14 protein-coding genes are annotated in these 17,341 nt (G+C 71.9%); 6 read left to right on the top strand and 8 right to left on the bottom strand.

The window, feature by feature from the left end; genetic code table 11:
• The first annotated feature begins 78 nt into the window (after nucleotides 1-78).
• Complete coding sequence (locus ACLQ23_RS04825) at nucleotides 79-807, top strand: ATP-binding protein (protein WP_425735569.1); 729 nt, start codon at nucleotides 79-81, stop codon at nucleotides 805-807.
• A gap of 125 nt (nucleotides 808-932) precedes the next feature.
• A complete protein-coding gene (gene ctaD / locus ACLQ23_RS04820) occupies nucleotides 933-2,924 on the top strand; it encodes a cytochrome c oxidase subunit I (protein WP_425735568.1) in 1,992 nt (663 codons plus the stop codon).
• Between the two features lie 78 nt (nucleotides 2,925-3,002).
• On the opposite strand, the gene ACLQ23_RS04815 is transcribed toward ctaD, so the two are convergent.
• Nucleotides 3,003-4,157, bottom strand: a complete 1,155-nt coding sequence (locus tag ACLQ23_RS04815; protein WP_355594867.1) for a SigB/SigF/SigG family RNA polymerase sigma factor — start codon at nucleotides 4,155-4,157, stop codon at nucleotides 3,003-3,005.
• 222 nt (nucleotides 4,158-4,379) lie between these two features.
• Nucleotides 4,380-5,783 carry a hypothetical protein gene (locus ACLQ23_RS04810; RefSeq protein ID WP_355595069.1) on the bottom strand — a complete coding sequence of 468 codons (1,404 nt, stop codon included), beginning with the start codon at nucleotides 5,781-5,783 and terminating at the stop codon, nucleotides 4,380-4,382.
• A gap of 241 nt (nucleotides 5,784-6,024) precedes the next feature.
• Between ACLQ23_RS04810 and ACLQ23_RS04805 the strand changes: the two genes are divergently transcribed.
• Nucleotides 6,025-6,255: a CDGSH iron-sulfur domain-containing protein gene (locus ACLQ23_RS04805; protein ID WP_355594869.1), complete on the top strand. Its 231-nt coding sequence runs from the start codon at nucleotides 6,025-6,027 to the stop codon at nucleotides 6,253-6,255.
• Between the two features lie 353 nt (nucleotides 6,256-6,608).
• On the opposite strand, the gene ACLQ23_RS04800 is transcribed toward ACLQ23_RS04805, so the two are convergent.
• Genes ACLQ23_RS04800 through ACLQ23_RS04790 form a run of 3 tightly spaced genes read right to left on the bottom strand, consistent with a single transcriptional unit; the run spans nucleotide 6,609 to nucleotide 10,646 of the window.
• Nucleotides 6,609-7,724, bottom strand: coding sequence for an iron-containing redox enzyme family protein (locus ACLQ23_RS04800; protein WP_425880388.1), 1,116 nt, complete (start codon nucleotides 7,722-7,724; stop codon nucleotides 6,609-6,611).
• A gap of 50 nt (nucleotides 7,725-7,774) precedes the next feature.
• Nucleotides 7,775-9,529 (bottom strand): thiamine pyrophosphate-binding protein, encoded by a 1,755-nt coding sequence (locus tag ACLQ23_RS04795; protein ID WP_425880387.1) that lies wholly within the window; start codon nucleotides 9,527-9,529, stop codon nucleotides 7,775-7,777.
• Nucleotides 9,522-10,646: a Vms1/Ankzf1 family peptidyl-tRNA hydrolase gene (locus tag ACLQ23_RS04790; protein ID WP_355594874.1), complete on the bottom strand. Its 1,125-nt coding sequence runs from the start codon at nucleotides 10,644-10,646 to the stop codon at nucleotides 9,522-9,524. The genes ACLQ23_RS04795 and ACLQ23_RS04790 overlap by 8 nt, the downstream gene beginning before the upstream one ends.
• A 142-nt stretch (nucleotides 10,647-10,788) precedes the next feature.
• Between ACLQ23_RS04790 and ACLQ23_RS04785 the strand changes: the two genes are divergently transcribed.
• On the top strand, nucleotides 10,789-11,337 hold the full coding sequence (locus tag ACLQ23_RS04785) for a hypothetical protein (RefSeq protein WP_355595070.1): 549 nt from the start codon (nucleotides 10,789-10,791) through the stop codon (nucleotides 11,335-11,337).
• Between the two features lie 28 nt (nucleotides 11,338-11,365).
• Here ACLQ23_RS04785 and ACLQ23_RS04780 read toward each other — a convergent pair whose 3' ends face one another.
• Entirely contained in the window at nucleotides 11,366-11,704 is a 339-nt protein-coding gene (locus ACLQ23_RS04780; protein ID WP_355629647.1) for a DUF3817 domain-containing protein, read from the bottom strand.
• A 181-nt stretch (nucleotides 11,705-11,885) separates the two neighbouring features.
• Between ACLQ23_RS04780 and ACLQ23_RS04775 the strand changes: the two genes are divergently transcribed.
• Entirely contained in the window at nucleotides 11,886-13,364 is a 1,479-nt protein-coding gene (locus tag ACLQ23_RS04775) for a glutamate--cysteine ligase (protein WP_355594876.1), read from the top strand.
• Nucleotides 13,365-13,856: 492 nt separating this feature from the next.
• Here ACLQ23_RS04775 and ACLQ23_RS04770 read toward each other — a convergent pair whose 3' ends face one another.
• Nucleotides 13,857-15,029, bottom strand: a complete 1,173-nt coding sequence (locus ACLQ23_RS04770; RefSeq protein WP_425880386.1) for a zinc-dependent alcohol dehydrogenase — start codon at nucleotides 15,027-15,029, stop codon at nucleotides 13,857-13,859.
• Nucleotides 15,030-15,055: 26 nt separating this feature from the next.
• On the bottom strand, nucleotides 15,056-16,072 hold the full coding sequence (locus ACLQ23_RS04765; protein ID WP_355594880.1) for an SRPBCC family protein: 1,017 nt from the start codon (nucleotides 16,070-16,072) through the stop codon (nucleotides 15,056-15,058).
• A gap of 158 nt (nucleotides 16,073-16,230) precedes the next feature.
• Between ACLQ23_RS04765 and ACLQ23_RS04760 the strand changes: the two genes are divergently transcribed.
• Entirely contained in the window at nucleotides 16,231-17,283 is a 1,053-nt protein-coding gene (locus ACLQ23_RS04760; protein WP_425880385.1) for a carboxypeptidase regulatory-like domain-containing protein, read from the top strand.
• The last annotated feature ends 58 nt before the right edge of the window (nucleotides 17,284-17,341 follow it).

Raw genomic sequence — 17,341 nt, 5'->3', positions numbered from 1 at the left:
CGCGTGTGCGGGCCGGTTTGGTCCGGCTCGACGTCGGGTAGTTCGCAGATCCCGACACACCAGCCGAAGCGAGGTTCCATGTCCGACCGGATCGTCTGCGAGGTGCGTGACGCGGCGCCGGTGGCGGTCGTTCGGCTCAGCGGTCCGCTGGATCTGGGCACGATGCGCACCGTTCACCAGGCGCTGGGCGCCGCGCTGGCCACCCAGCCGGAGGCGCTGGTGGTCGATCTCACCGACGTCGCGGTACGGGATCGGTTGGCGCTGTCGGTCTTCGCGGCGACGGCCCGGAGGGCCGAGGAGTGGCCTGCCGTGCCGGTGGTGCTGTGCGCTCCGCCACCGGTCGCCGCCCGCTGGCTGGCGGAGTCGACGACGTGCCGTGTGGTGCCGGTGTCAACGGACTGCGCGGAGGCCACCCGGCTCGCGGGCGCGGCCACGTCGTTCCGGGTCCGGGCCCGGTTCGAGCCGGTGGCCGAGGCCTGCCGGCGGGCCCGGGAGCTGGTGGGCGACGCGTGCGCGCGGTGGAACCTGCCGGACGCCGCCGGTCCGGCCGCCCTGGTGCTCAGCGAGCTTGTCGGCAACGTCGTACGGCACGCGGGCACGCCCATGCAGGTGACGGTGACCCTGCGCCGGCCGTACCTGCATCTGGCAGTGGTGGACGGCAGCGGCGCGCCGGCCCAGCCCGCCGAGGCCAGTCTGCGAGCCGAGGGTGGTCGTGGGCTGATGCTGGTCCGGGAGCTGGCGCAGCGGTGGGGCAGCGTGCCGGCGGGCCAGGGCAAGGCCGTCTGGGCGATGCTGCCCGCGACCTGACAGTTCGGGGTGCTTCCACCGGTACCGGCGATCTGACCGAAATTACCGCTCTCGCCTGGTTTTATGGTGGGAGGGTCGGGTAGGTACGCCCGTCCTTTCTGCCGTCACGACGGGGTGAGAATGCCATGCCCAAGCGGGTAACCACGGAACCCGGTCGAGATCGGGGCCCGGCGATCCTGGCGCCGGCCCGCTTCGGGGGCTTCCCCGGAGCGGTACGGGCACCGGTCCCCGGCAACTCCCTGATCAGGTTTCTCGGCACCACCGACCACAAGCAGATCGGCATCCTGTACCTGCTGACGTCGTTTGCGTTCTTCCTGGTGGCCGGGCTGGAGGCCATGCTGATCCGGGCCGAGCTGGCCCGCCCGGGGATGCAGATCCTCTCCGCCGAGCAGTACAACCAGCTCTTCACCTCGCACGGCGCGGTGATGCTGCTGCTGTTCGCCACCCCGGCGGCCTTCGGGTTCGCCAACTACATCGTGCCGATCCAGATCGGCGCGCCAGACGTGTCGTTCCCCCGGCTCAACGCGCTGGCCTACTGGCTGTACCTGTTCGGCGGCCTCATGGTCATCGGCGGATTCCTCACGCCGCAGGGCTCGGCGGACTTCGGCTGGACGGCGTACACCCCGCTCAGCGACGCCTCGAACAGCCCCGGCGTGGGCGCGAACATGTGGGTGCTCGGCCTTGTCGTCTCCGGCCTTGGCACCATCCTCGGCGCGGTCAACCTGATCACCACGATCCTGACCCTGCGCGCGCCCGGGATGACGATGTTCCGGATGCCGATCTTCACCTGGAACATGCTGTTCACCAGCCTGCTGGTGATCCTTGTCTTCCCCCTGCTGGCCGCCGCGCTGCTGGGGCTCTCGGCCGACCGGCTGCTCAACGCGCACGTCTACGACGCGGCCACCGGCGGCCCGATGCTCTGGCAACACCTGTTCTGGTTCTTCGGCCATCCCGAGGTGTACATCATCGCGTTGCCGTTCTTCGGCATCATCACCGAGATCATCCCGGTGTTCTCGCGCAAGCCGATCTTCGGCTACACCGGGCTGGTGCTGGCGACCGCCGCGATCACCGTGCTGTCCATGACGGTGTGGGCGCACCACATGTTCGCCACCGGCCAGGTGCTGCTGCCGTTCTTCAGCATCCTCAGTTATCTGATCGCGGTGCCCACCGGCGTGAAGTTCTTCAACTGGATCGGCACCATGTGGAAGGGCCAGCTCACCTTCGAGACACCGATGCTGTTCGCCGTCGGCTTCCTTGTCACGTTCCTGCTCGGCGGGCTCACCGGGGTGCTGCTGGCCAGCCCGCCTGCCGACTGGCACACCCACGACAGCTACTTCGTCGTGGCGCACTTCCACTACGTGCTCTTCGGCACCGTGGTGTTCGCCCTGTTCGGTGGCTACTACTTCTGGTGGCCGAAGATGACCGGCCGGCTGCTCGACGAGCGACTCGGCAAGGCGCACTTCTGGACGATGTTCATCGGCTTCCACGGCACCTTCCTCGTGCAGCACTGGCTGGGCAACGAGGGGATGCCCCGCCGGTACGCCGACTACCTGCCCAGCGACGGTTTCACCACGCTCAACATGATCTCCAGCATCTCCGCCTTCGTCCTCGGCCTGTCCACACTGTTCTTCATCTACAACGCGTGGAAGTCCTGGCGCTACGGGGCGATGGTGACGGTGGACGACCCCTGGGGGTTCGGCAACTCCCTTGAGTGGGCCACCACCTGCCCGCCCCCGCTGCGCAACTTCGACCGGATGCCCCGGATCCGCTCCGAGCGGCCGGCGTTCGACCTGAAGTACGGCCCGTTCGTCGCCGACCTGGGCCGCGACCTGCCCCAGCGCACCACCAAACCGCCGCAGCACCTGGCCGACGAGATGCACCTCGAACACCACGCGCCGGAGTCGCCCGCCCGCGAGGGCGCGCACGGCGCGGCCGAAGCAGCCGCGTACCAGCCGGCGCCGGAGTCGGGTGCCCGGCCGGTGGACGTGCCGGAGCCCGAGGACGTCCGCCGACCGAGCTTCGAGAACAGCGACGCGCCGCAGGACCCCGACGAGGCGCCGGGGCCGCACGAGCGGTGGCGGCACCCGCACAGCGACGGCGAGACCGGGGAACGCTGACACAGGTACGCGAACGAGGGCCGACACCGCGCTGGTGTCGGCCCTCGTTGCTTGCGTACGGTCGCGACCGCCGCCCGGTCAGTCCCGGGCGGGCGCCATGCCGGCGGCGGTGAGCGAGCGGCGTACCGCCGGCTGCACCCGGGTCAGCCGCAGCGGCACGCCGGTGCGCTCCGCGGCGTCCCGCCCGGCCATCAGCGCGGCGATCCCGCCGGCGTCGAAGCCACCCGCGCCCACCAGGTCGACGACGACCTCGCTCGGCTGGCCGGTGACCGCCTCCAGCATCGCGCGGCGCAACTGGTCGGCGCCGTCCCGGTCGATCTCGCCGCCGACCTCCACGACCACCCGGTCGCCGTTCTGTTTCACCGAGATGCGGGTCTTGCCCGGGTCCGGCTCGGCCGCGCCGTTCTGCCACGGCGGCGGCGCGTCGGCGAGCATCGCCTGCCGCAGCCAGGTCAACGCCCGCGACAGCAGCCGGGAGACGTGCATCTGCGAGATGCCGAACCGGGCGGCGATCTCCGCCTGGGTCTGGTTGCCGTAGAAACGCATGGCCAGGATGCGGCGCTCCCGCCAGGGCAGCCGGTGCAGCAGCCCGCTGACGGTCACCCTGTCGTCGACGGATTCCAGCGCGTTGTCCGACTCGCCGACCAGGTCACCGAACTCCGCGGAGCTCTCCCCGCCCACCGGCGCGTTCAGCGACGCCGGGCTGTAGCCGGCAGCCGACTCCAGCGCGGCGAGGATCTCCGCCTCCGGCGTCTCCAGCCGGGCCGACAGCTCGGCCACCGACGGCGCCCGGGACAGTTCGCTTGTCAGCGCGGCGGTCGCCTGCCCCACCTCAAGGATCAGGTCACGCAACCGCCGGGGTACGTGCACACCCCACGTGCGGTCCCGGAAGTGCCGCTTGATCTCCCCGACGATGGTGATCGCCGCGTACGCGGTGAACGAGCCTCGTTCCGGGTCATACCGGTCGACGGCGTTCACAAGCCCCAGTCGGGCCACCTGCTCCAGGTCCTCCAGCGGCTCTCCGCGCCCCCGGTACCGGCGGGCCAGCCGACCGGCGAACGGCAGCGCGAAGCGGACCAGGTCGTCCCGTGCCTCCTGCCGCCGCTCCGGCGGCAGCCCTTCGATCCGGGCCGCGTACGCCAGTGCCGCCGCGTCGAGGTCCTCCAGACCACGCTCGGTGGGTGGTGGAGTGGTAGTGGTGCTGGTCGTGCCCGTGCTCGTCTGTCCGAACATCCGCGCCTCCCTCAGGAAGGTCCCCCGCCCGGATCGGGAAACCGGTCGTGCGCGTGGTCGAGCCACGCACCGGGCCGGAAAGTGGGTCAGTGACTGGGATGCCAGCGGGCGACACCGCCTTTGCGCAGCGCAATCAGGCCGTCGCAGTCAGCGATGTTCCCGCTCCGTAGGTACTCAATCACGGGACCCCGGGTTCGCGAGGAAGTTTCGGCGTGCTCCGCCTCAGGAGACCAGCAACCCCTGGTGGCTGCCGCTGTCGCGGAGCACGGAGAGTGCCTCAGCGGCCCCCAGCGGGGGCGGAACGGGCAGGTCGTACGGCTGGGCGCGCAGCACCTCCGTCGCCCGGCGGGTGGGCACCGACGTCACCGGATACCCCCGGGCGGTGGTCCGGTCCAGGGCACGACGCCGACGGCCGAAGCCCGCCACCGCCAGCCACTGCGGCAGCCCGGCCAGGGCGGGCGAGCGGACCCCGGGCGGCTCGGGCAGGACGTCCACCGAGCTGAACGCCTCGCTGCCGGCCAACCACCACTCCGCCTCGTCCACGCTGCGCCGGGTGGCGTTCTCGCACCAGTACGGCACCAACCCCGCCCGCACCACCTGCCACGGGTCGAGCAAACGGCCGCACTCCACCACGAGCCGGTCACCGGTCTTGCCGGCGTCGCGCAGCCACCGCCGGTACAGGTCGGCCACCGCCGCGCTCAGCGCCGCCGGTCGTGGCACCAGCACCCGGTGCAGCGGATGCTGGTGGCGGGCTGCCCAGTCCCGGCTGGCCAGCTCGAACCCCGAGTCGGTGCCGTGCTCGGCGTCACCGGACGGCACGGACACCTCCGGCGGCTCCCAGCGGGCGGCATCCCCGCCCACGGAACGCAGCACCTGCCGCAGTGCGTGGCTGTCCCTGTGGAAGTCCACCGGGTCCAGTCCGCTGGACGGGCATCCGACCTGGAAGCTGTGGCCGGGACCGCGCTCCAGCACCGGCCAGCTCCGCGCGTCGCGTACCAGCACGACGGGGGCGCCCGCGCTCAACCGGTCGGTAAGGAACTGCGTGTACGCGGCCGGCAGCGTCCGCCAACGCGCCGCCAGCGACACCGTCACCCCGCTCAGCGACCCCCGGCTGGCCGGGCAGTGCACCTGGCGCAGGTGCAGGTCCGGGTTGCCGGCGTGCAGCCGGGCAGCGAGCGCCCCACCGTGCTCCAGGGCCTCGGCCGGGCGGTCCACGGCGCCGCCGGGCCACTGCGCTGTCATCTCGAAGCCTGTCGGCAGCCACGGCACGCCGAGGGCCACCGCGAGGTGCGCCGCGGCGCCGTGCGGGCCGCCGAGAAGCACACCCGGGTACTGCCCCCTCGGGTACTGGTCGACGAACCAGCGCGCCACACGCGCCCCGTCCACCTCGTCGACCTGGCCGTCGGTGAGCACGACCCGGCCGGCGGCCCGGGTGGCCACCGCGCGGCGTACCGGCTCGGGGGCGCCGGGGAAGCGGGACATCGGCCCGGCCTGACCGAGATCGGCGCAGTCCGCGCCGCGCAGCGCCCGTGCGGTGGCGGCGACCAGCACCCGGGCGGCGCTGCCCACGGCCACCACCCGGTCGCCGGCCAGACCGGCACCATTGGCCGTGAGCCCCTTGCGCACCGTGTGCACCGGCTCCACCTTGCCTCGTTCGCTCACCACGCGGCCCGGCTTCCCGTCCCGATGGGGTTCAAACGGCACATCACCCACCCGGCGGCACGAATCCACAGGTCGGCGGGCTGCGCCGGTCATCCGTGGCGTTGGCCGACGATCGCCCCCGCACGGCGGCAGCGGGCTTGCCAGCCGTCGGGTCCCGGGCGACCGCACCGGTTTCGACGCGGCCGGGGCGGGCACTTCCGGGGCCATGAGCACCGACGACGCCAGCGAGTTGCCCGCCGCCACGATCACCCCGTACCAGGACGGACCGCTGCTGGTCCGTGGCGACTTCGCGCTTGTCACCCCGGACGGCGAGCGGATCGACGCCCGCCGGGGCACTGTGGCGCTGTGCCGGTGCGGCAAGTCGGCGCTCAAGCCGTTCTGCGACGGCACCCACAAAATGGTCAACTTCCGTGCCGGCACCGCCCGCGAGCACTGACCGTCGAAGGCCGCTGAGCTGGCCGGCGACCGGGGACCGCTCCAGACCGGGGTACTGGCACGCGGGACCCGCAGGGGCCGCCTCGCGATCACGCCCGCCCGAGCCCGACCGGGCGCGCTCCCGCCGCCGCAGCGCCGGGAGGAAGGTAATGTCCGCGTCCTTTGCACTGCTTCAACCCACGCAACACTTACGCCCCCGCTCTGTTGCGTGGGGGTAAGCAAAGCAAAGGAGACGCGCAGGGGGTGCCGGGGGCGGCCCACGACAAAGGACGCGCAGGGGATGCCGGGGGCGGCCCACGACAAAGGACGCGCAGGGGATGCCGGGGGGCGGCCCGCGACACCGGCTGAGCGCTGTCAGGCGACGACGGGCTCGGCCGGCAGTGCCCGCGCGCCGGAGACCGCCCCGGCGAGCGAGATGGACGCCGGCGCGGCCAGGGCGGCGGGCGGCGGGGCGGGTGAGCGCAGCGAGCTACGGCCGGCCGCCCAGCTGTCGAGCAGGTGCGCGGCGAACAGCCGGTCCACGGCGAGCGCGGCCGCGGCGCCGAAGAGCACATCGCCGGCCAGCGCCGGCTCCGCCCGGACCAGACCGCCGCACAGGTCGTGCGCGGCGATCTGCTCGTGCACCGCGTCTGCCTCCACGTGCTCGTCGTAGAAGCGGGTGGCCACCTCGTCCAGGCCGAGGCGGCGCAACCCGTTGCCGTACCGGCGGTTGGGCAGCGACGACGTCATCTCGAAGGCCGCGAGGTGCCCCAGCAGCGCCCCGCGCAGCCGCCGGTGCAGACCGAACAGCGACATCAGGTTGTTTGTCGCAAGGGTCACGGCGGGCACCGCGTCCAGGTGGGCGCCGTAGTCGGTGTCCATGCCGAGCCTGCCCAGGGTGCGCCGGAACAACTCGGCGTGCATCCGCTCCAGCCGGCCGTTGCCGTACTCGTCGGCCTGGATCTCGACGAGGGCGGCCTTGGCCGGCCCGCCGAGGCGGGGCAGCGCCCAACTGTGCGGGTCCGCCTCGCGCAGGTGGTACACGGAACGGTGGGCGACGAACTCACGGAACTGGGCGAGGTCGGCGTGCCGTTGCAGCGTACGGGCCAACGGCGGGCCGTCGTCGGCCTCGACAAGCGCGGCGAGCCCTGCTGCCACTCCGCCGGGCGGCACCGGCTGCGGTCCCACCAGCCGGCGCAGCGCCGCCTCGAAGGGACGCTCGGCGCGGGCCCGCAGGGCCAGCAGCGTCGGCTGCCACTCCCAGCCCTCGTCCACACCCCGCCAGCCGCGGTAGTGCAGCTCGTAGCAGAGGAACAGTGTCAGTTGCAGGTCCTCGTCGGTGAGCGCGTCGGCCGGGTCCAGGTCGGCGCCGAGGGCGGACGGCAGGTCGTGCGGCGTACCCCGCAGAGCACCGGTCACGGCGGCGGACAGCGGGCCGCGCGGCTGCGGCAGAGGCGCAGGACCGTAACGGCGGTCGACGGGCTCCGACATGGGACCTCCAGCATCATCAGGGCCGCTACTGATGCCCTGGTCGGATGCGCCTAAACGACATCCTGCACGGCCACGGCCTGCTCCACCTGCTCGCGTATCCGCCGGGCCGGCTCCCCCTCGGCGTACAGGCCGCGCAGGTCGGCGAAGGCCGGCTCCGGCGGGGCCAGCGCCACGGCGGGGTCGACCACCGCTTCGAGTACGCACGGACGGTCCGCGGCCAGCGCCTCGTCCCAGGCCGCGCCGACCATCTCCGGTCGGTCCACCCGCACGCCGTGCAACCCCAACAGCCGGGCCCATCCGGCGTACGGCACGTCGGGGCGGCGGGTCGTCGTGTCGGGTGACACCGGTCGGCCGCCGCCCATGCCGGACTGGTCACGGTTGTTGAGCACCAGCACCACGAGCCGCGGATCGGCCCACTTCTGCCAGTGGTGCGACACCGTGATCAGTTCGGCGAGGCCGTTGAGCTGCATGGCGCCGTCACCCACAAGCGCGATGACGGGCTTGTCGGGCGTGGCGAGTTTGGCGGCCACCGCGTACGGCAGGGCGCAGCCCATCGAGCCGAGCGTGCCGCACAACTGCGCGTTCACCCCCGGTGGCAGGACGAGGTGCCGGGCGTACCAGAACAGGACCGACCCGACGTCGACAGCGACCGACCCGACGTGCGGGATCCGGTTGGACAGCTCCTGGAGCACCAGTTGCGGATTGACCGGCTCGGCGGGCTGGGCGGCCCGGTCGGCGGCATCTGCCCGCCACCTGTCGACAGCGCCCTGCACTGTGGTCCGCCACTGCTGGTTGGGCTGGCCCTGCACCCGGGCCAGCAGCGCCCGCAACGTCTCGGCGGCGTCGCCGACCAGCGGCACATCCGCCGGATAGCGGCTGCCGATCCGGGTGCCGTCGATGTCGATCTGCACGGCACGGACCTGGTCGGGCATCGGGAAGTAGTCGGTCCACGGATCGTTCGTGCCGACGAGCAGCAGCGTGTCGCAGCCGCCCATCAGCTCCGCCGCGGCCGGGGTGCCGACCTCACCGAGCACCCCGGCGTGAAAGGGCAGACGCTCGTCGAGGACCGGCTTGCCCAGCAGCGACGTGGCCACCCCGGCGCCCAGCCGATCGGCCAGCTCGATGATCTCCGCGGCCGCTCCCCGGCCACCCTGACCCACAAGGATCGCTGTGCGCTGACCGCTGCCCAGCACCTGCGCGGCGGCCTCTAGGTCCACCTCGTGCGGCAGCACCCGGGCCAGCGGCTCCCCCGGCGTCGCGGTGATCACACCGGCGCCCAGCGACTGCAGCTTGGGCACCACCGCCTCCTGCAGATGCCGGGGCAGCACCACACAGGTGGGGCTGCGGGTCGCCGCCGCCGTACGGAACGCCTGGTCCAGCAGGGACGCCACAGCTTCCGGGCTGCGGGCGTACTGCACGAACTGGTTGCACACGTCACCGAACAGTCGACTCAGCCCGATCTGCTGGTGCGCGCCGCCGAGCGGACCTGTGATGTCCTCGCCGACGATCGCCACCACCGGCTTGCTGTCCAGCTTGGCGTCGTAGAGGCCGTTGAGCAGCTGCACAGCGCTCGGCCCCTGGGTGGCCAGGCAGACCCCGATTCCGCCGGTGAACTTGGCGTGCCCGGTGGCCATGAACGAGGCCGTCTCCTCGTGCCGGGCCGGGATGAACGCCGGGTCGCCGCCGGAGTTGTCGAGCGCGTCGACGAGCGGGGCGATCGCCGCGCCGGGATAGCCGAACACGCGTGGCACCCGCCAGGCGCGCAGTCGCTCCACAAGGAGGTCGGCGACGACGCGCTCAGCCATTGCCCCGCCCCGGCGTGCTCGCGTCGACGTACCGCAGGACCGCACCGACGCCGTCGGTCAGGTCGGGCGCCTCGTCCGGGCCGAGCACTGTCAGCGCCGCGTCGGTGCCGACCAGCGCCCGCACCAGCGCCGCGTCGGCGCGTACCCGCTGCGGGTCGTCCACGCTCATGGCGGCGAGCTGACCCCTGTCGACGGCGATCTCGGTCGGCTCCGCGCCGATCCACAGCTCACCGTTTGCCGACGGATCGTCCACGATGAGCATCGTGTCGACCTGGTTGCGTTGCAGGGCCGAGACGACAGCGTCGAGGCCGGCGCCGACGTCCTCCTGCACGCCGAACCGGTCCAGCGCGGCGGTGATCCGCTGGTCGGCGACCTCGGCGATGGTCTGCACCGTGAGGTCGTCCAGCAGCGTCTGGTCCGCCCCGCCGGCCCGTGAGCCGGCGTCGGTACGCACCATCGCGTCCTGCCAGCGCTCGGGCATCTGCGCGGCGATCATTCCGGTGGCGCGGACGTCACCGGCGACGACCACCACCTCCGCGCCGACCTTCTCGGCGAGTTCGACTGTCGCCGCCGTGACGTCGCCGGCGTTGTGGTGCCACGCCTCCATGGCGGCCCTCTGGTGGTGCGATTGGGACCAGCCGCCAGGCTGCACGCGACGCAGCGGGAAGCTGTCCCGCCCGGAGACGTGCGCCCGTCGGGGCACCCCTCCGGCGCTGATCGCTATCGCGTCGGCGCCGGTGCGGTCGGCCAGGACCCGTACCCATGCCACCTGCTCGCCGCGCTGGGCGAGCAGCGGCATCACGTGTGGCAACGGCCCGAAGCTCGCCAGGTCGCGCAGCGGTGGCGCGGAGAGGTACTCGGAGAGCACCACCCGGCCGTGGCTGGCGAAGACCGCGAGGCCGTAGTCCCCGGCCATCGGGTCGTGGCCCCGGATCACCCGGTCCAGCGCGGCGATGCTCGGCTCGTCCGCGCCCTGTTCGGCAAGGCTGCGTTCGAGGGCACGCCAGCGCAGATCAAGCGCGGCATGGGCGTCCTCCGTGTCAGCGGAGGCGTCCAGGTACACCGAGCACCACGGCCCGGGTCGGTCGTAGAGCGGGCGCAGGAAGGACAGCTGCATGCTCGACCCCTTTCCAGCTCGACCCCCCGCTTACCCGGGTCGCCAGGGATGTCACCTCGCGGCCGTGACCCCGTGACCAGGTTTCATTCACGTCGTTCAACCGGCGAAATCGATACGATGAGTGAACACACGCGGACTCTCGGTGGTGGAAATGGACAGCGGCCTCGATACACGTCGGATCGTTCACCCGACGGAACGGATCGTCACCGGGCGGTTGGTCCGCCTCCTGGATGGCTACACCCGCGAGGTACGCATCGGTCAACCGGTGCTCGTCGCGGTGCTCACCGCCGCGGCGTTCGCCCGGCTGCCCGCTCTGCTGTTGCGCTCCCTCTTCTCCTTCGGCGGCGGCGGCACCAGGCGCCGCTGGAAGGAGCTGAAGAAGGGCCCGGAATACCTCGTCACGCCGGTACGGCTGCGCAACACGGCAGGCCAGCTCTGCGAGGTGGAGCTGCACGGTCATCTGCCGCAGAGCGCCCTGCACCCCGCCGACCATGTCCAGCTCACTTTGCGCGCGCAACGCGACCCGGATCTGCCGCCCCGGATCGAGCGGATCGTCAACCTCACCACCGGGCAGCTGCTCACCCCGCGTACCGCCACGCTCTGGTCCCACCTCGGCCCGCCGCTGCTGTTGCAGGCCCTGGTGGGCGTACTCCTGCTCGCCGGTGTGACGGCCTGCTCCGCGCTGACCTGACCGGGACGGGCACGCCTGGACTGGCTGGTCAGCCGACCGGCGTGGGCACGCGGGTGGGCCGCTCGACGCTGCCGAGCATGCCCCGGCGCTGGGCCCAGCGCTCGAAGACGATCGTGGCGAACGGCGGCACGGCGCAGGCAAGGGCCACGACGGTGGCCGGGATGCTCCACCGGTGCAGGCGGGCCATGGCGAGGACCAGCAGGCCGTACGCGACGAAGAGGCCGCCGTGGATCGGGCCGAAGATCTTCACGCCCAGCTCGTTGTCCGGCGGGCCGTACTTGACGGCCATCCCGACGAGCAGGGCCAGCCAGGAGCAGGCCTCGGCGATCGCCGCCGCGACGAACAGCCGGGTCACCTTTTCGCGCATCCGCACGCCACCACCTCTCGCGCGGCAATGATAGCGGCGCCGCTGGGTCACCTCCGCACGGACCACGCGAGCGCGACAGGGATCACCAGGCCCGTCAGTGGGTAGGAAAGGCGCGTCGGGTCTTCCCCCGCCCGCACAGCCGTGCAAGGTTAGGGGAACCAGCGGTGACAGGGTGGTGACCATGGGCGAAGATGTCGGCGTACGCACCTTCAGTCGTGAGGACCGGGCCCGCTACCGCGAAAAGGTCCGCAACTGCCTCGACGTCTTCGCCGAGATGCTGCGCGAGTCGCGGTTCGACATCGACCGGCCCATGTCCGGGCTGGAGATCGAGCTGAACCTCGTCGACGAGGCCTCGGACCCGGCGATGCGCAACGCCGACGTCCTGGCGGCGATCGCCGACCCGCACTTCCAGACGGAGCTGGGCCAGTTCAACATCGAGATCAACGTGCCGCCGCGCCGGCTGACCGGCACCGGCACCGCCGATTTCGAGGAGGACGTGCGGGCCAGCCTCAACGCCGCGGAGGAGAAGGCGCGGGCCATCGGCGCCCACATGGTGATGATCGGAATCCTGCCGACGTTGCGGCCCGAGCACCTGACCGCCGACACCCTCTCGGCGAATCCCCGCTACAAGCTGCTCAACGAGCAGATCTTCGCCGCCCGTGGCGAGGACCTGCCCATCTCCATCAGCGGGGTGGAGCGGTTGTCGGTCACCGCCGACACGATCACCCCGGAGGCGGCCTGCACCAGCACCCAGTTCCACCTCCAGGTCAGCCCGGCGCAGTTCGCCGACTACTGGAACGCCGCACAGGCCATCGCCGGCATCCAGGTGGCGTTGGGCGCGAACGCGCCGCTGCTGTTCGGCCGGGAGCTGTGGCGCGAGACCCGCATCCCGCTGTTCCAGCAGGCCACCGACACCAGGCCGGAAGAGATCAAAGCCCAGGGGGTACGACCGCGAGTCTGGTTCGGCGAACGGTGGATCACCAGCGTGTTCGACCTGTTCGAGGAGAACGTGCGCTACTTCCCGGCGCTGCTGCCGGTCTGCGACGCTCAGGATCCGGCGCAGACCCTCGCGGCCGGCGGGGTGCCCAACCTGTCCGAGCTGCGGCTGCACAACGGCACGATCTACCGCTGGAACCGCCCCGTGTACGACGTGTCGCGTGGCCGCCCGCACCTGCGTGTGGAAAATCGGGTGCTGCCCGCCGGCCCCACAGTGCTGGACACGATCGCCAACGGCGCCTTTTACTTCGGACTCGTCCGCGCCCTCGCCGAGTCGGACCGGCCGCTGTGGTCGCAGATGTCGTTCAGCGCCGCCGAGGAGAATTTCAACAGCTGCGCCCGGTACGGCATCGACGCCCAGGTCTTCTGGCCGAGTCTCGGCTACCTTCCGGTCACCGAGCTGGTGCTGCGCCGACTGCTGCCGTTGGCACACCACGGCCTGGACCGCTGGGGCCTCGACACGGCAGAGCGCGACCGACTGCTGAGCATCATCGAGCAGCGCTGCCTGACCGGCCGCAACGGCGCCACCTGGCAGGTGGCGACGCTGCACCGCCTGGAGTCCGCCGACCACCTCGACCGGCCGGAGGCGCTACGCGAGGTGGTCCGGCACTACGTGACGCTGATGCACAGCAACCGCCCCGTTCACGAGTGGCCGATCCCCTAACCTCCACCCGCCCCCGTCCCCACCCGCCACTCCCCCAGGGAGCACAGCGCGGGGCACGGACACGCGCGCGGGGCACGGGCCCGGGGCGCGCAAGATCGTCTCGGTTTCATTGAAATCGGGGTGTCCCAGTGGGGTAGACAGCCCGATTTCAATGAAACCGAGTGGATCATCGTAGATATCTCGGCAGGTGGGAGAGATTTACCGGACTCTGGTACGACCAGCCGACCACGGGCGGCAGCGGACGACGTGTAGACGCGGTCCGATGACGGAGCATGCACGGGCCCACGACGGCAGGCGCGCCCACCAGGGGCAGTCACGGGCGATAGACGGCGAGCGGCGGGCGAGCAGGCACCGCGCGAGCGGGCGACGCGGGCCCGCGGCGAGCGGGCGACGGGCCCGCGACGAGCGGGCGACGGGCCCGCGACGAGCGGGCGACGGGCCCGCGACTGGCGGGCGAGCTTCTCTCGACCGGAGGGCCTGCGGGTGCGCTGGTCAGACTTTGAGCAGCACCTTCGTACACTCGTCCTGCTTCTTTTGGAAGATCTTGTAGCCCTTCGGGGCGTCGCGCAGCGGCATGCGGTGGCTGACGACGAAGCTCGGGTCGATCTCGCCGCGCCGGATGCGTTCCAGCAGCGGCCGGGTGTAGCGCTGAACGTGACACTGGCCGGTACGCATTGTCAGTGACCGGTTCATGAACGCGCCCATCGGGAACTTGTCGACGACGCCACCATAGGCGCCGATGACTGACACCACTCCGCCGGAGCGGCAGGCGAGGATCGCCTCGCGCAGCGCGAACGGACGCTCCGTCTCGGTGCGGGTGGCCTGCTTGGCCCTGTCGTACGCGTAGATGGCGGCGTTGCCGTGGTGGCCCTCCAGTCCGACGGCGTCGATGCACGCGTCGGGTCCCCGGCCGGCGGTCAGTTCGTTGAGGGTGTCGAGCACGTCGGTGTGCTCGTAGTTGATCGTCTCGGCGCCGGCGTGCTGTTCGGCGAGGCGCAGCCGGTACGGGAGCCGGTCGATGACGATGACCCGTTCGGCGCCGAGGAGGCGGGCGCTGGCCGCGGCGAGGAGCCCCACCGGCCCGGCACCCCAGACGGCGATGACCTGCCCGGGTTTGATGTCGCACATCTCGGCGCCCATCCAGCCGGTCGGGAACACATCAGCGAGCGCCACTGCCTGGTCGTCGGGGATCTCGTCGGGCACCTTGAGCGGTCCGATGTCGGCGAACGGCACCCGGGCGTACTCGGCCTGGCCGCCTGCGTACCCGCCGAGCAGGTGGGAGTAGCCGAAGATGCCGGCCGGCGAGTGGCCCATGACCTTCTCGGCGATGCCGGCGTTGGGGTTGGAGTTTTCGCAGACCGAGTAGAGGCCACGTTGGCAGGAGGAGCAGTGCCCGCAGGCGATCGGGAAGGGCACCACGACGCGGTCGCCCGCTTTGAGGTTGCGAACCTGCGGGCCGACCTCGACGACCTCGCCCATGAACTCGTGTCCGAGGATGTCGCCCTTGCGCATCGCCGGGATGTAGCCGTGGTAGAGGTGCAGGTCGGAGCCGCAGATCGCGGTGGTGCTGATCTTCACGATCGCGTCGCGGGCGTTCATCAGCTTCGGGTCGGGCACGTCGATCACCTTGACGTGGTCGGTGCCCATCCAGGCGGTGGCTTTCATGCGGGATCCCCTGAGGTGTGTCGCGGTCAGCGGCGGGTGTCGGGCAATGGTTGGGCCGGGCGCTGCATGACCTGCTGGCGCACGGAGATGCCGTTGGGGCTGCCGTCGGAGCGGACCACCTCGCCCGCCTCCAGCATCTGCTTGAACCGGCGTAGGTCGTCGCGGACCTGCTGCTCGGGTTCCTCACCGAACAGCTTCGCCACGGCGCGGCCGAGCGACCCGGCGGGCGGCGCGTAGGCGAGCTGCACGCGTACCTCGGTGCCCCGGTCGCCCGGCGCCGGCAGGAAGCGGACGCGACCGGCGTTGGGCACCTGGGCGCCGGGCATCGACCGCCAGGCCACGGACCGGTTCGGCTGATCGTCGATGATCTCGGCGTCCCACTCGATGTGCCGGCCGGCGGGGCCGCGGGCGATCCAGTGCGAGCGGCGCAGGTCGTCGGCACGCACCGACTCCAGGTGGGCCATGAAGCGGGGCAGGTTCTCCAGGTCGCGCCAGAAGCGGTACGCCTCGGCGGGCGAGCGGTTGACGGTGACGCCGAGACTGATCCGGATCATGCGGTCGCGGGCGCGGCGGGCACGCGTCGCGGCGACGGCGACGGCGAGGTCGACGGCGGTGATGCCGGCGATCACTGCGGTGGTCAGCGCGAGCCGTCGGCGTCGCTCGCCACGACGGTGCGCCAGCGCCCGACCGAGCAGCGACAAATCCAGCGCGTCGCCGGCCACCCGGGTCCATACCCAGCCCCCCGGATGGCGGCCGGCGACCAGGGCTGCGCCGTGCGAGAGCTCCCGCAGACCGACAGCTCGGATGATCGCCACCGCCGCCGGGGAGTCGTCGACCCCGGTGAGGCGGGCAAGGGGGGTGGGTTCGGCCAGCGCGCCGACGCCGAGCGCGAGGCTCAACCAGCCCAAGGTACGTGGCAGGGCTTTCCTGGGTGGCGACCCGTCCAGCTCCGGTAGGCGTACCCCGTCGACATGGTCCACGTCCGGTCCTCTCCGCTCGGCGTGCCCGCCGGCGGCGCGGCGGCGCGGCGGTGGTGCCGCCACCGTGACGCTATGCCGTAGCCCCACCTCCGGTGTCCGTTTCTGCCCAGAACGCCTCCCCGACATGAGCGTCTTGACGTCACCTTGGCGACACGACACGCACGCATCGGGGCTGGGTCGCTACGGTCGGGCTGCCGCCACGCTCCGGAAGGGACTCCGTCATGAGCCGTGCCTCGGTCCGTCTGATCGCCATCGCCTCCACCGTCGCACTCCTCGCCGTCGAGGCCATCGCACCGCCCGGCGCCCACGCCGCTCCCCCGCTGCCGGCGGCGTCCGCCGCAGCGGCCACGACGTCGAAAACCGCCACGCCCGGCGGTGTACGGAGCGTGGTCCGGGACGCCCGCACCGGAGCACCGGTCCCCCGGGCCTGTGCCGCACTCGTTCCCGTCGACCTGGTGGCGCTGACCTCGGTCATGCTCGGCGAGGAACAGTCCGGCCGCCACGCCGGCTGCACCGACGAGCAGGGAAATCTGAGCGTCGACGGGGTAACGCCCGGCCGCTACCGCCTCCTGGTCCGGCCGTCCGACACCGCCCGGCACGGCTCGCAGTGGGTGGGGCGACACGGCGGCACCGGCGAGCGGGAGCGCGCCCAGGTGATCCAGGTGCGCGGGGGCGCGGTGACCAGGGCCCCAGAGGTACGCCTCGACCCGCCGGGCACGATCGTCGGGGTGGTGACCGACGCGGCCACCGGCCAGCCGATCTACGGCGCCAGCGTGCTTGTGGTGCCATTCCTTCCGCATCCCAAGTACGGCGACAACGGCGTCCTCACCGACGAGCAGGGCCGCTACACGGTGACCGGTCTCGGGCCGTACCACTGGCCGTTGCAGTTCACAGCGATCGGGCGGGCCACCCAGTGGTCCGGCGGCGTGGCCAACCGCCTGCTGGCCCGGCCGGTGCGGGTACGCAGCGACCGGACGGTGACGGCGAATCAGGCGCTCACCGCCGGGACGGTGGTCAGCGGATCGGTCCTGGTCGACGAGTTGGCCACCTACGCCCAGGTGGTGGCCTTCAACACGGTCACCGGTGACCTGGTCGGCGTGGCGGACGCCGGTAGCTCGTACACGCTGCGTCTGCTTCCGGGGCAGCGGGTGAAGCTGCGGTGCGACTGTTCGTACCGGCTGCCGGAGTGGCACCGCGACGCCGCCGGCTTCGACACCGCGACCCCCGTGCCTGTCGGACGGGCGCCTGTCGTGGTCGACTTCGACCTGGGCTGATCCGTTAGGTCCGGCGTCATATCCTGACCGCCCACTGGAACCTTCTTCCCAGCCCGTT

Origin of the sequence: Micromonospora sp. DT41 (assembly GCF_049841715.1) — a bacterium.
In the GTDB taxonomy this organism is placed as follows: domain Bacteria; phylum Actinomycetota; class Actinomycetes; order Mycobacteriales; family Micromonosporaceae; genus Micromonospora; species Micromonospora profundi.
This window is presented reverse-complemented; position numbering and strand designations above follow the sequence as displayed.